At 62.2% G+C, this 14,720-nt stretch carries 8 protein-coding genes and 3 rRNA genes; all 11 read left to right on the top strand.

The genetic code is table 11. The features are described from left to right. The gene (gene tyrS, locus JOF45_RS04005) at positions 1–1,338 is read left to right on the top strand and encodes a tyrosine--tRNA ligase (protein WP_378578816.1); all 1,338 of its coding nucleotides are present in this window, start codon (positions 1–3) and stop codon (positions 1,336–1,338) included. A 719-nt stretch (positions 1,339–2,057) separates the two neighbouring features. Continuing rightward, positions 2,058–3,585, top strand: a 16S ribosomal RNA gene (locus tag JOF45_RS04010). A gap of 371 nt (positions 3,586–3,956) precedes the next feature. Further along, positions 3,957–7,057, top strand: a 23S ribosomal RNA gene (locus tag JOF45_RS04015). Between the two features lie 193 nt (positions 7,058–7,250). Continuing rightward, positions 7,251–7,368: ribosomal RNA gene (gene rrf / locus JOF45_RS04020) — 5S ribosomal RNA — on the top strand. Together the 16S, 23S and 5S rRNA genes form the textbook arrangement of a ribosomal RNA operon. Positions 7,369–7,499: 131 nt before the next feature. Next, positions 7,500–8,480, top strand: coding sequence for a hypothetical protein (locus JOF45_RS04025; RefSeq protein ID WP_210048062.1), 981 nt, complete (start codon positions 7,500–7,502; stop codon positions 8,478–8,480). Then, on the top strand, positions 8,480–9,289 hold the full coding sequence (locus JOF45_RS04030) for an HAD-IIA family hydrolase (RefSeq protein WP_210048064.1): 810 nt from the start codon (positions 8,480–8,482) through the stop codon (positions 9,287–9,289). Before JOF45_RS04025 ends, JOF45_RS04030 begins: the two co-directional genes overlap by 1 nt. Next, positions 9,286–9,477 carry a hypothetical protein gene (locus tag JOF45_RS04035; RefSeq protein WP_210048066.1) on the top strand — a complete coding sequence of 64 codons (192 nt, stop codon included), beginning with the start codon at positions 9,286–9,288 and terminating at the stop codon, positions 9,475–9,477. The genes JOF45_RS04030 and JOF45_RS04035 overlap by 4 nt, the downstream gene beginning before the upstream one ends. Positions 9,478–9,486: 9 nt before the next feature. Next, positions 9,487–10,302 (top strand): TlyA family RNA methyltransferase, encoded by an 816-nt coding sequence (locus JOF45_RS04040; protein WP_210048068.1) that lies wholly within the window; start codon positions 9,487–9,489, stop codon positions 10,300–10,302. 6 nt (positions 10,303–10,308) lie between these two features. Continuing rightward, complete coding sequence (locus tag JOF45_RS04045) at positions 10,309–11,262, top strand: NAD kinase (RefSeq protein ID WP_210048070.1); 954 nt, start codon at positions 10,309–10,311, stop codon at positions 11,260–11,262. Continuing rightward, on the top strand, positions 11,259–13,025 hold the full coding sequence (recN, locus tag JOF45_RS04050) for a DNA repair protein RecN (RefSeq protein ID WP_210048072.1): 1,767 nt from the start codon (positions 11,259–11,261) through the stop codon (positions 13,023–13,025). The genes JOF45_RS04045 and recN overlap by 4 nt, the downstream gene beginning before the upstream one ends. Next, entirely contained in the window at positions 13,022–14,716 is a 1,695-nt protein-coding gene (locus tag JOF45_RS04055) for a CTP synthase (RefSeq protein WP_210051285.1), read from the top strand. The genes recN and JOF45_RS04055 overlap by 4 nt, the downstream gene beginning before the upstream one ends. The last annotated feature ends 4 nt before the right edge of the window (positions 14,717–14,720 follow it).

Genomic DNA, 14,720 nt, shown 5'->3' on the forward strand with positions numbered 1-14,720 from the left:
GTGGCCGAGAAACACCCTGGAGAGGATGCCGTGCAGAGCAATCCCGCGCTGAACGACCAGCGTAACGATCCGAGCTTCGAGAATATCTGGCAGGAGCTGAAGTGGCGTGGACTGGTCCATGTCTCCACGGATGAGGATGCCTTGGAAGAGGCGCTGGCCGGCGATCCGATCACCTATTACTGCGGCTTCGACCCCACGGCGGCGTCTCTGCATCTCGGCCATCTGGTCCAGCTGCTGACGATGCGTCGCATCCAGCTGGCCGGCCATCGACCCCTGGGCCTCGTCGGCGGCGCCACCGGGCTGATCGGGGATCCCCGGCAGACCGGAGAGCGCGTACTCAACACTCCGGAGATCATCTCGGGCTGGGTCGACAGCCTGCAGGACCAGGTCAAGCACTACATCTCGTTCGAGGGAGACAACGCCGCCCGCATGGTCAACAACCTCGACTGGTGGCAGGGCGTCGGTGCCCTGGAGATGCTCCGTGACATCGGTAAGTACTTCCGCGTGGGCACGATGACCAAGAAGGAGATCGTGGCCAAGCGCCTGAACTCCGATGAAGGCATCTCCTACACCGAGTTCAGCTACCAGATCCTGCAGGGCTACGACTATCTGCAGCTGCATCGCGACTACGGCTGCACTCTGCAGTTCGGCGGTTCGGACCAGTGGGGCAACATCACCTCGGGCACTGAGCTGGTGCGCCGTGTGGAGAATGACCATGTGCACGCCCTCGGCACCCCGCTGATCACCAACTCTGACGGGACCAAGTTCGGCAAATCCGAGGGCAATGCCATCTGGCTGGACTCGCAGCTGTGCTCGCCGTACACCTTCTACCAGTTCTGGCTGAACCAGGCCGATGCCGATGTGATCGACCGGCTGAAGGTCTTCACCTTCCGCAGCCGCGAGGAGATCGAGTCCGTGGCTGAGGCCGTGCAGAACGAGCCCTTCCGCCGTGAGGCACAGAAGACCCTCGCGTGGGATGTGACGTCGCTGGTCCACGGTGAGGAGGCCACCCGTAAGGTGATCGCCGCCTCGGAGGCGCTCTTCGGGAAGGGCGAGATCAGTGAGATCGACCGGCCCACCCTGACATCGGTGGCCGCTGAAGTTCCTTTCGCTGAGGTGCCGGCAGCTGAGGCGACCGCCGTGAAGCTGCTCGTGGCCACGGGGTTGGTGGCCAGCAATGGAGAAGCGCGCCGGGCGATCAAAGACGGCGGCGCCTCGGTGAACAACCAGAAGGTCCTCGACGGCGAAGCGGTCTTGGATGAGGCCGACTGGCTGCATGGCGAGTACGTGCTGGTGCGCCGTGGCAAGAAGAAGCTGGCCGTGGCCAAGAGGGTCTGAACTCGACCCTCGAGGACTTCGTCGTCCCAGGTCAGACCGGGTTCTTCGGATGGCAGAGGAGTGACTGAGGTCACCGCTGATCGGGTTTGCGCGGCCCACAGCGATTGTGTAAAGTATTCATCCGTGCCCAGGGCGCATGGCTGAGAGGCCAGGCCGATCGGAAAAGCGAAATGCGGACTGATCAGCTTTCCTGGTACGATTTATCAGCAGTTTTGCTGCGTTTGTTCTTTCTTATAAGATATATATCTGGTCCTGCATGACGGGATGAACCGGGATTTGATTGTTCTGGTTTCTCTGGTAAGGTTATGCAGCCGGCTGGTTCGGATGAATCACTGCGGAAACGCTGATTTGACGAGCTGGTCAGGATGGACTAGAGTTGTTGATCGCGCTGAAAACGCTGCTGACGCCCTCCGGGGCCACGGAGTTGACAGCGTGAGAGACACAAGGTAAGATAGTAAAGTTTCTTCGGAGCGATCCGGAAACGAGAGCTTGTTTCTGGTGGTGCCGAGTGTGCTTGTTGCTTGAGAACTCAATAGCGTGCCAAGTTTGTTGATACCAAATTATTTATTGTTTGGTTGACATGATCCTACCACCCCCGTGGTGTGGATTGTGTATAGCCATTGATCAACGATCCGGCTTGTGTACTGGTTGTTCGTGAGGGTCCTGTTTTTCCGGCAGGGCTTGGATGACTGGTGTCTGGTCGGGTTTTTCTCTGTTTTTTAATGGAGAGTTTGATCCTGGCTCAGGATGAACGCTGGCGGCGTGCTTAACACATGCAAGTCGAACGATGAAGCCTGGTGCTTGCACCGGGTGGATTAGTGGCGAACGGGTGAGTATCACGTGAGTAACCTGCCCTTGACTCTGGGATAAGCCTGGGAAACTGGGTCTAATACCGGATACGACCAGTCACCGCATGGTGTGCTGGTGGAAAGCTTTAGCGGTTTTGGATGGACTCGCGGCCTATCAGCTAGACGGTGAGGTAATGGCTCACCGTGGCGATGACGGGTAGCCGGCCTGAGAGGGTGACCGGCCACACTGGGACTGAGACACGGCCCAGACTCCTACGGGAGGCAGCAGTGGGGAATATTGCACAATGGGCGAAAGCCTGATGCAGCGACGCCGCGTGTGGGATGACGGCCTTCGGGTTGTAAACCACTTTCAGCAGGGAAGAAGCTTTTTGTGACGGTACCTGCAGAAGAAGCGCCGGCTAACTACGTGCCAGCAGCCGCGGTAATACGTAGGGCGCGAGCGTTATCCGGAATTATTGGGCGTAAAGAGCTCGTAGGCGGTTTGTCGCGTCTGCTGTGAAAGCCCGGGGCTTAACCCCGGGTGTGCAGTGGGTACGGGCAGACTAGAGTGCAGTAGGGGAGACTGGAATTCCTGGTGTAGCGGTGAAATGCGCAGATATCAGGAGGAACACCGATGGCGAAGGCAGGTCTCTGGGCTGTTACTGACGCTGAGGAGCGAAAGCATGGGGAGCGAACAGGATTAGATACCCTGGTAGTCCATGCCGTAAACGTTGGGCACTAGGTGTGGGGGACATTCCACGTTTTCCGCGCCGTAGCTAACGCATTAAGTGCCCCGCCTGGGGAGTACGGCCGCAAGGCTAAAACTCAAAGGAATTGACGGGGGCCCGCACAAGCGGCGGAGCATGCGGATTAATTCGATGCAACGCGAAGAACCTTACCAAGGCTTGACATACACCGGACCGCCCTAGAGATAGGGTTTCCCTTCGGGGCTGGTGTACAGGTGGTGCATGGTTGTCGTCAGCTCGTGTCGTGAGATGTTGGGTTAAGTCCCGCAACGAGCGCAACCCTTGTCCTATGTTGCCAGCACGTAATGGTGGGGACTCATGGGAGACTGCCGGGGTCAACTCGGAGGAAGGTGGGGATGACGTCAAATCATCATGCCCCTTATGTCTTGGGCTTCACGCATGCTACAATGGCCGGTACAGTGGGTTGCGATACTGTGAAGTGGAGCTAATCCCTAAAAGCCGGTCTCAGTTCGGATCGAAGTCTGCAACTCGACTTCGTGAAGTTGGAGTCGCTAGTAATCGCAGATCAGCAATGCTGCGGTGAATACGTTCCCGGGCCTTGTACACACCGCCCGTCAAGTCACGAAAGTTGGTAACACCCGAAGCCGGTGGCCCAACCCTTGTGGGGGGAGCCGTCGAAGGTGGGACGAGCGATTGGGACTAAGTCGTAACAAGGTAGCCGTACCGGAAGGTGCGGCTGGATCACCTCCTTTCTAAGGAGCTGCACCCGAGTCGGGTGCGCCACTTGAGCTGCCGAATGTGTGGCTGGTGGTTTGCTCATGGGTGGAATATCAACGAATAACCCCTTTTTGTTGGGGTTCATCATGCTTGGCACCTGCTGGTGGTTAGTACGCCGTGTGCTGCTCGTTTACGGGTGGTTGTGGTTGGAACGCTTCTGGTGGGTGTTGTGGTGTGGTGTTTGGTGCGCTGTTGGGTCCTCGGGTAATAAGCCCGTGTGACTGGACCCTCTGCTTCAGGTAGCTGCTGTTCCCGTTTGTGGGTGGTGGTGATGGGGGTGGGGGTTGTTGTTTGGGAACTGCATAGTGGACGCGAGCATCTTTTGTTCTTTAGCAATTTTGTGAACGTGTAAGTGTTAAAGGGCGCATGGTGGATGCCTTGGTAGCAGGAGCCGATGAAGGACGTGGGAATCTGCGATAAGCCTGGTGGAGCTGATAACCGAGCGTTGAGGCCAGGATTTCCGAATGGGGAAACCCCGCATGCTGTTGTGGTGTGTGACCACACGCTGAATGTATAGGCGTGTTGGAGGGAACGCCGGGAAGTGAAACATCTCAGTACCGGTAGGAAGAGAAAACAAGTAAGTGATTCTGTGAGTAGTGGCGAGCGAAAGCGGATGGGGCTAAACCAATCACGTGTGATACCTGGTAGGGGTTGCGTGGTTGGGGTTGTGAGACCCAGTGTCCAAGATCTACCAGTCTTGGCGGTTGAGGTGCGGGCGTATAGACGAACAAGGTTGAGTCCTTGACCGTAGAGGGTGTGAGTCCCGTAGTTGGAATGCGTTCCGCCGGCCGATCTGGTGTTCTCGAGTAGCACGCGGCTCGAGGAATCGTGTGTGAATCTGCCAGGACCACCTGGTAAGCCTGAATACTCCCTGCTGACCGATAGTGAATCAGTACCGTGAGGGAATGGTGAAAAGCACCCCGGGAGGGGAGTGAAATAGTACCTGAAACCATGTGCCTACAATCCGTCAAAGCATGCCTGCGGGTGTGTGATGGCGTGCCTTTTGAAGAATGAGCCTGCGAGTTAGTGCTCAGTGGCGAGGTTAACCCGTGTGGGGCAGCCGTAGCGAAAGCGAGTCTGAATAGGGCGTTTTGAGTCGCTGGGTCTAGACCCGAAGCGGAGTGATCTACCCATGGCCAGGTTGAAGCGCGTGTAAGAGCGCGTGGAGGACCGAACCCACCTAGGTTGAAAACTGGGGGGATGAGCTGTGGGTAGGGGTGAAAGGCCAATCAAACTCTGTGATAGCTGGTTCTCCCCGAAATGCATTTAGGTGCAGCGTTGAGTGTTTCATCCTGGAGGTAGAGCTACTGGATGGCCGATGGGCCCTACAAGGTTACTGACGTCAGCTAAACTCCGAATGCCAGTGATGTGAGAGCTCAGCAGTGAGACTGTGGGGGATAAGCTTCATGGTCGAGAGGGAAACAGCCCAGACCACCGGTTAAGGCCCCTAAGCGTGTGCTAAGTGGGAAAGGATGTGGAGTTGCTTAGACAACCAGGAGGTTGGCTTAGAAGCAGCCATCCTTGAAAGAGTGCGTAATAGCTCACTGGTCAAGTGATTCCGCGCCGACAATGTAGCGGGGCTCAAGCACACCGCCGAAACCGTGGCATTCAACGTTTGTTGGATGGGTAGGGGAGCGTCCCATAGGTGGTGAAGCCGCAGCGGAAGCTAGTGGTGGAACCTATGGGAGTGAGAATGCAGGCATGAGTAGCGAAAGACACGTGAGAAACGTGTCCGCCGAATGACTAAGGGTTCCAGGGTCAAGCTAATCTGCCCTGGGTTAGTCGGGACCTAAGGCGAGGCCGACAGGCGTAGTCGATGGATAACGGGTTGATATTCCCGTACCGGCGAAGAACCGCCCACGCGAACCCGCTGATACTAACCACCCGAAACCCACCTGAGCACCCTTCGGGGTGTGTGGTGGGCGTAGCGTGGGACCTGAAGCGGTCTAGCGAGCGTATTAACAGGTGTGACGCAGGAAGGTAGCCGGGCCCGGCGATGGTTGTCCGGGTCTAAAAATGTAGGCTGACTCTTAGGCAAATCCGGGAGTCGTGAGGCTGAGATTTGATGGGCCCTCACATAGTGAGGGATCCGGTGGTCCTATGCTGCCGAGAAAAGCATCGACGCGAGGTTCAAGCCGCCCGTACCCTAAACCAACACAGGTAGTCAGGTAGAGAATACCAAGGCGTTCGGGAGAATCACGGTTAAGGAACTCGGCAAAATGCCCCCGTAACTTCGGGAGAAGGGGGGCCATCCACGTGACGCGCATTCGCTGTGACGGGCGTGTGGTGGCCGCAGAGACCAGGGGGGTCCGACTGTTTACTAAAAACACAGGTCCGTGCGAAGTCGTAAGACGATGTATACGGACTGACTCCTGCCCGGTGCTGGAAGGTTACGAGGAGGAGTTAACCCTTTCGGGGGTGAAGCTCTGAATTTAAGCCCCAGTAAACGGCGGTGGTAACTATAACCATCCTAAGGTAGCGAAATTCCTTGTCGGGTAAGTTCCGACCTGCACGAATGGAGTAACGAGACCCCCGCTGTCTCAACCGTGAACTCGGCGAAATTGCAATACGAGTAAAGATGCTCGTTACGCGCAGCAGGACGGAAAGACCCCGAGACCTTTACTATAGCTTGGTATTGGTGTTTGACATCACTTGTGTAGGATAGGTGGGAGACGTTGAAGCGGTCACGCCAGTGATCGTGGAGTCGTTGTTGAAATACCACTCTGGTGTTGTTAGGCATCTAACTTCGGGCCCTGATCGGGTCCAGGGACAGTGCCTGGTGGGTAGTTTAACTGGGGCGGTTGCCTCCCAAAGAGTAACGGAGGCGCCCAAAGGTTCCCTCAGCCTGGTTGGCAATCAGGTGTTGAGTGTAAGTGCACAAGGGAGCTTGACTGTGAGACAGGCATGTCGAGCAGGAACGAAAGTTGGGACTAGTGATCCGGCGGCACCGTGTGGAAGGGCCGTCGCTCAACGGATAAAAGGTACCTCGGGGATAACAGGCTGATCCTCCCCAAGAGTTCATATCGACGGGATGGTTTGGCACCTCGATGTCGGCTCGTCTCATCCTGGGGCTGGAGTTGGTCCCAAGGGTTGGGCTGTTCGCCCATTAAAGAGGCACGCGAGCTGGGTTTAGAACGTCGTGAGACAGTTCGGTCCCTATCCGCTGCGCGCGTAGGAGATTTGAGAAGGTCTGTCCTTAGTACGAGAGGACCGGGACGGACGAACCTCTGGTGTGTCAGTTGTACTGCCAAGTGCACCGCTGATTAGCTACGTTCGGGATGGATAACCGCTGAAAGCATCTAAGCGGGAAGCCGGCTTCAAGATGAGATCTCCGTCACCCTTTGAGGTGTGAAGGCTCCCAGCTAGACCACTGGGTTGATAGGCCAGATGTGGAAGCGTGGTAACACGTGAAGCTGACTGGTACTAATAAGCCGATCACTTACACCATCATCATCCCCTTGTTTGTGGGGTGTTGTTTGAGAGCTGTGTGCTTGCGTCCACTAGGCGGTCCCCTGTCAACAAACCCCGGCACTGTTGTGTGTTGGTGGGTTCAGGGATAGTTGAATAGTGTCACCGTTTGTTGTGACCCGTTAGGTTTACCCAGCGCCCCGGTTTGGTGGGGTGTTGTGGTTGAGAGGGTTACGGCGGTCATAGCGTAGGGGAAACGCCCGGATCCCATTCCGAACCCGGAAGCTAAGCCCTACAGCGCCGATGGTACTGCACCCGTAAGAGTGTGGGAGAGTAGGTCGCCGCCGAACACACATTAGATACGAGAGCCGAGTCAGAGGATCAATGGAGATTCTCAGACTCGGCTCTCGTCAGTTAACAGGACGCCCATCCGGGGTATCCTGAGAAGCGTTCCGTCACCAGAAGGAGAACGTAGAGACCCATGGCTGCTCAGCCACCTCGTCAGCGCCGCCCACAGGGGCGCGGCCGTCCCCAGAACCCCGCACGCCCGCCGCGGTCCTCCCAGCCGCGGGCTGAGCGGGAGCGTCCGGCACACAATCCCAGAGATCTGCGCCGCGCCAACAGCGAGGACCGTCAGAAGTCCCCGGAGATCGACGAGGACGTGACCGGCAAAGAGCTGGATCGCGACGCGGCGTCGCAGCTGACCAGCCTCACCGATACCAACCGCAAATGGGTGTCCAAGCACCTGGTGATGGCAGGGCGACTGGTGGACATCGAGCCGCAGCTGGCCTTCGAACATGCTCTGGCGGCGTCCCGGCGAGGCGGACGGCTCGGCGTCGTGCGTGAAGCTGTGGGCCTGACCGCCTACGCGGCCGGTGACTATTCTGAAGCCCTGCGTGAGCTGCGGACCTACCGCCGCATCACCGGAGACCAGACGCACCTTCCGGTCCAGGCCGACTGCGAACGCGGCCTGGGACGTCCCCAGAAGGCCATCGAACTCGCTGCCTCTCCTGAGGCGCAGAAGCTCAGCGGGGCAGTGCGCGCGGAACTGGCGATGGTCGTCTCCGGGGCGCACCAGGACCTCGGTGACATCGATTCGTCCCTTCGCGCGCTGGAGATCCCCGAACTCAACATCAATCGGGCGTTCAGCTTCTCGCCGCGTCTGTTCAGCGCCTATGCCGAAGCGCTCAGAGCTGTGGGACGTGACGAGGAGGCCCAGAAGTGGGCGCGTCAGAGCCATGTGGCGGAGAAGGCGCTGGGCGTCGGTGCCTTCGAAGATCCGGACATCATGGACTTCGACGACGAGCCGGCGGAAGTGCCGACGGTCAAGGAACTTCTGGGCAAAGGCCCCGTCAGCTCGGGTGAGGACGCATCTGCTCCCACTGCGGAGTCCGCCGCGTCTGCCGTTGAGGCAGCGCCGGACGCCGAGGACGCAGCGGACGAGCAGCCCCGGGAGAGCTGATGTCCGGTGCCCTGATGGATGCCCATGACGGTGTGCTCTTCGACCTCGACGGGGTCCTCTATGCCGGAGCCGGTGCGGTCCCCGGCGCAGTCGAGGCGGTCAGTGCTCTCAAAGATCGAGGACTGCGGTGCGCCTTCGTCACCAATAATGCCTCCCGCTCGGCTGAACAGGTCGCGGCGCACCTGACGGAGCTGGGCATCCCAGCGCAGCCCCACGAGGTCTATGGGTCCGCGCCTGCGGGCGTCCGTCTCATGGCCGAACACGTTCCTGCCGGTTCCACAGTGCTGGTCACCGGCAGTTCCTACCTGCGCGGACTGGTCCAGGACGCGGGCTTCACTGTGGTGGAGGATGCGTCGCAGGGCCCGACGGCGGTCATCCAGGGCTTCGACCCGACGGTGGGATGGGAAGATCTGGCCCAGGCCGCCTACGCGATCAACGACGGCGCGGCCTGGTTCGCCACCAACGTGGACCTGAGCATCCCCCGGGCGGAAGGCATCGCGCCCGGCAACGGCGCGCTGGCCGCAGCCATCAGCTGTGCCACGGGACAGCAGCCCCAGGCCGCGGGGAAACCTGAGCCGGTGCTCTTCCAGCAGGCGGCAACCGGTCTCGAGCTCTCCGCGCCGCTGGTGGTGGGCGACCGCCTGGACACGGACATCCTCGGCGGCAATCGCGCCGCGTTCACGACCGCTCTGGTGCTGACCGGCATCGATTCGCGCGACACTGCGGCTGAGGCCGCGGCGGATTCTCAGCCTCGCTGGATCCTCCGGACCCTGCAAGACCTGTTCTCCGGGGAGCACCGATCGCTGTGACGGAACAACGGACGGGACAGGAGACGGCTCAGGAGCAGGAGTCGGTCCAAGGTCAGGAAACGGCTCAGGAGCCTGTGCAGGCCGAATCGCAGCAGATGAGTCTGCAGACGCTGGAGACACACATCCAGGAGGCCGAAGAGCTGCACCGCAGCCTCACTCGCCGCCTGGACGAGACCAGCCGGGACTGAGAGGCGGATATGGAGCGAGTCCGCCTGGACCGAGCATTGGTCGATCGTGGCCTGGTGGCCACCCGCAGCCGAGCCGCCCAGCTGGTCCGATCCGGAGCGGTCACAGTGGACAGCCAGCGCGTTGAGCGTCCCGCGCTGAAGATCAGTTCCGAGCAGAGCGTGGCGCTCAGCGAGCAGGACCCCTGGGTCAGCCGCGCCGCCCATAAGCTGCTGGGCGCCTTGGAGGCCTGCCCCGAGATCTCCGTGACCGGGACCCGCTGCCTCGATGCGGGAGCCTCCACCGGCGGCTTCACTCAGGTGCTGCTCTGGCGTGGAGCGACGCAGGTGGTCGCCGTCGATGTGGGACATGATCAGCTGGCCGCGCCGCTGCGTGAGGATCCGCGCGTGGAGAATCATGAAGGGCTCAACCTGCGCCACCTGCAGCCTGGGCAGCTGGGGGAGCCTTTCGACCTCATCGTCGCCGATCTCTCCTTCATCTCCCTGCGCCTGATCGTGCCCGCACTGGCCCGCCAGATCCGCCCCGGCGGAGACATGCTCATGATGGTCAAGCCCCAGTTCGAGATCGGGCGGCAACGCCTTTCCCGCACGGGTGTGGTCACCAGCCCGCAGCTGCGGCGTGAAGCGGTCGCCGGCGTCGTCGACTGTGCGCTTCAGGCCGGGCTCACACTGGAGTCTGTGCACCGTTCGGCCCTGGCCGGCCAGGACGGGAACCTCGAGTTCTTCCTGCATCTGCGTCGGTCCACGGCACAGGATCCGAAGAGTCAGGATGCAGTGTCTGAGGTGGACAGTAAGCTGGGAAGCATCGCGTTCGACGACAAGGAGTAGGTGCTGATGACGAGGGAAGTGCTGGTGCTGGCCCACACCGGGCGTCACGATGCCGTCGAGGCCGCCGCCGCCGTCGTCACCCGCTTGGCCTCGGCGGGGCTGACCCCTGTGATGCTGGAGAAGGACATCGACTCGCTGGCCCGCCTGCTGGGCGATGAGTTCCAGAACACGCCGGTGGCCGTGGCCGGGCGCGAAGTTCCGCTCCAGCGCTGTGAGGTGGGCATGGTCCTGGGCGGGGACGGCTCCATCCTGCGTGCGGCGGACCTGGTCCGTGAGGCGGATCTGCCGCTGATGGGTGTGAACCTCGGCCACGTCGGCTTCCTCGCCGAGTCCGAGCGCACTGAGCTGGACGCTTCTGTGGGGTGGGTGGTCGAGCAGGACTACACCGTGGAGCGCCGGATGGCCCTCGACGTCCAGGTCTGGAACGGGGGCGAGCACGTGGGCAGCAGCTGGGCGCTCAACGAGGCCAGCATCGAGAAGCACTCCCGGGAACGGATGATCGACCTGGTCATCGAGATCGACGGTCGTCCTGTCTCGGCCTTCGGCTGCGATGGTGTGGTGATGGCGACGCCCACCGGCTCCACCGCCTACGCCTTCTCGGCCGGCGGGCCTGTGGTCTGGCCCGAGGTCCAGGCTCTGGTCATGGTTCCCATCTCGGCCCATGCGCTCTTCTCCCGGCCTCTGGTGGTGGACCCGGATTCCATCATGGCCGTGGAGGTCCTCCAGCGGGAGGATGAACGCGGCGTCCTGTGGTGCGACGGGCGGCGGTCCCTGGAGCTGCCTGCCGGCTCCCGCGTGGCGGTCACCCGCTCGGAGCGGCCGGTGCTGCTGGCACGAGTCAACCAGACTCCCTTCTCGGAACGGCTGGTGGACAAGTTCAATCTGCCCACCAGCGGTTGGCGCGGGCCCGTGGACGCCGAGAACCAGGTCTCCCACCCGATGGGGGAGGAGATCCGATGATCGAGAACGTCACCATCACCGACCTCGGCGTGATCGAACGCGCCGAGCTGCCCCTGCATCCCGGCTTCAACGTGGTCACCGGCGAGACCGGCGCGGGCAAGACCATGGTGGTCACCGCCCTGGGTCTGCTGCTGGGCGCTCGGGCCGAGGCCACCGCAGTGCGGCGCGGAGCCGATAAGGCCACAGTGGACGCCGAGGTCACCGTCGGCGCCGGGCATCACGCAGTGGAGCTGGCCCGCGAGGCCGGCGCCTGGCTGGATGACGAAGAACAGGCCCACGGCCAGCAGGCCGACCATCAGGTCCAGCTGCTGCTGGGCCGGGCCCTCAGCGCCAAGGGCCGCAGCCGAGCCAGTGTGGGTGGGCGCAGTGTGCCGGTGGCCATGCTGGGCGAGATCGGGGCGTCCCTGGTCACTGTCCACGGCCAGTCCGATCAGCTGCGTCTGAAGTCGGCCTCCGCTCAGCGTGAGGCTTTGGATCGCTACGCCGGTGAGGAGTTCGCCGCTGCTCTGGATGTCTATCGCTCCGGCTACCAGGATCTGTTGACCAAACGGGCAGAGCTGGAGGAGATCATCACCTACGAGCGCGAGCGGCGCCGCGAGGCCGAGCAGCTGCAGCAGGCTCTGGAGCAGATCGATGAGGTCGACCCGCAGCCCGGCGAAGATGCCGCGCTGAAGGAGGAGTCGCTGAAGCTGGAGAACGTGGAGGGCCTGCGTGAGGCTGCGCGCACCGCTCAGCAGGCGCTCTCCGGACCCGACGCCGCCGAGACGGCCGTGGACGCTCCCAACGCGGTGGAGATGGTCGAGGCCGCCGCCGCAGCGCTGACCGGAGTCCAGGACCAGGACCGTGAGCTCGGCGAGATCTCCGAGCAGCTCGGCTCCGTCTCCTCGATGCTCAACGATGCCGCCTCACAGCTCGGCGTCTACGCAGCCAGCCTGGACGAATCCGGCCCGGAGCGTCTGGCGGAGGTCCATCAGCGCCGCGCTGAGCTGGACCGTCTGATCCGCCTCTACGGCCCAGACATCGACGCCGTGCTGGCCTGGGCCGAGGAGTCCCGGCAGCGCCTGAGCACTCTGCAGTCGGATGCCGACCGCATCGATGAGCTGGCTGCCGAGCTCGAGAAGCTGGAGGCACAGCTCTGGGAGACCGCCGCGGATCTGCGCCGCCGCCGTGCTGAGGCGGGGGAGCGCCTGGCGGAGGCGGTCAGTGTGGAGCTCACTGCTCTGGCCATGCCTCATGCTCGGATCGTGGTGGAGGTGGCCGCGGCCTCGGAGCTGGGTCCGCACGGCGCCGACACTGTGGCGCTGCTGCTGGCTCCCCATTCGGGCTCCGATCCGCTGCCGCTGGGCAAGGGTGCCTCCGGCGGTGAGCTCTCCCGGGTCATGTTGGCTCTGGAAGTGGTGCTCGCTGCCGAGACGGACACCGGAACCTTCATCTTCGATGAGGTCGACGCCGGCGTCGGCGGCAAAGCCGCGGTGCGGATCGGAAAGCGCCTGGCCATGCTGGCCGAGCATGTTCAGGTCATCGTGGTGACCCACCTGCCTCAGGTGGCGGCCTACGCGCAGAACCATATTCGAGTCTTCAAGGAATCGGTCCCCGGAGAGGGCGAGACCGGAGGATTCACCGCCTCTGACGTCACGGCACTGGGCGAGGACGAGCGGGTCAGCGAACTCGCGCGGATGCTCGCCGGCCAGGAGGACTCCGACTCGGCCCGTGCCCATGCACGGGAGCTGATCAGCAATGCATCGGGCACCGCTCACGACTGATAGGATGGAACCCCGTGGCGCAGCGAAATAATTCACGGAACCAGAACAGCCTCCCTACTACTCGACAGATCTTTGTCACCGGAGGCGTCGTCTCCTCCCTCGGCAAAGGCCTGACCGCATCATCACTGGGGCATCTGCTCCGCGCGCGGGGTCTCTCCGTGGTCATGCAGAAGCTCGATCCCTATCTGAACGTGGATCCGGGCACGATGAACCCCTTCCAGCACGGCGAAGTCTTCGTCACCGAGGACGGGGCAGAGACCGACCTGGACATCGGGCACTACGAGCGCTTCCTGGACGAGAACCTCGATGGCCTGAACAATGTCACCACCGGGCAGGTCTACTCCTCAGTCATCGAGAAGGAACGCCGCGGCGACTACCTCGGGGACACCGTTCAGGTGATCCCGCACATCACTGACGAGATCAAGCGCCGCATGCGCCTTCCCGCCGACGAGGCAGGCGAGGACAACGCTCCCGACATCATCATCACCGAGATCGGCGGCACCGTCGGTGACATCGAGTCTCAGCCCTTCCTGGAGGCGGCCCGTCAGGTCCGCCAGGACATCGGGCGGGAGAACGTGTTCTTCCTCCATGTCTCTCTGGTCCCCTTCATCGGACCCAGCCAGGAGCTGAAGACCAAGCCCACTCAGCACTCCGTGGCCGCTCTGCGCTCCATCGGTATCCAGCCCGACGGCATCGTGCTGCGGTCAGGCCACGAGCTGCCCCAGGAGATCCGGGGCAAGATCTCCCGGATGTGCGATGTGGCCGAGGACGCAGTGATCAACTGCCCGGACGCTCCGAGCATCTATGACATCCCGCGGATCCTGCATAAGCAGGCGATCGACGCCTATGTGGTCCAGTCGCTGGATCTGAAGTTCCAGGACGTGAACTGGGAGACCTGGAACAAGCTGCTCAACACCGTCCACCACCCGGATCACGAGGTGGAGGTGGCTCTGGTCGGCAAGTACATCGATCTGCCCGACGCCTACCTCTCCGTGACGGAGGCGCTGCGGGCAGGCGGCTTCGCCCACAACGCCAAGACCAAGATCCGCTGGGTGGCCTCCGACCTCTGCGCTTCCGAAGAGGGCGCGGCCAAGGCGCTGGACGGGGTGGACGCGATCTGCGTGCCCGGCGGCTTCGGAGTGCGCGGTCTGGACGGCAAGATCGGTGCGCTGCGCCACGCCCGCGAGAACGGCATCCCCGCACTGGGCCTCTGCCTGGGCCTGCAGACCATGGTCATGGAGTACGCCCGCAACGTGGTGGGACTCCCGGAGGCCAACTCCACCGAGTTCGATCCGCAGACCCAGTTCCCGGTGATCGCCACCATGGAGGAGCAGAAGGACATCGTCGACGGCGCCGGCGACCTCGGCGGCACGATGCGTCTGGGCGCCTACGAGGCCGCTCTGGCCGAGGGCAGCGTCGTGGCCGAAGCCTACGGCACCACGCGGATCACCGAGCGCCACCGCCACCGCTACGAGGTCAACAACGCCTACCGGGAGCAGCTCTCCGAGGCAGGGCTGGTCTTCTCCGGGACCTCTCCGGACGGCACTCTGGTGGAGTTCGTGGAGCTTCCCGCCGAGAAGCACCCCTACTACGTCTCCACCCAGGCTCACCCTGAGCTGAAGTCCCGGCCGACCAACCCGCACCCGCTCTTCGCGGGACTGATCGGGGCCGGTCTGGCCCGCCGCGGCTGAGTCG

This window comes from Nesterenkonia lacusekhoensis (assembly GCF_017876395.1).
Lineage (GTDB): Bacteria > Actinomycetota > Actinomycetes > Actinomycetales > Micrococcaceae > Nesterenkonia > Nesterenkonia lacusekhoensis.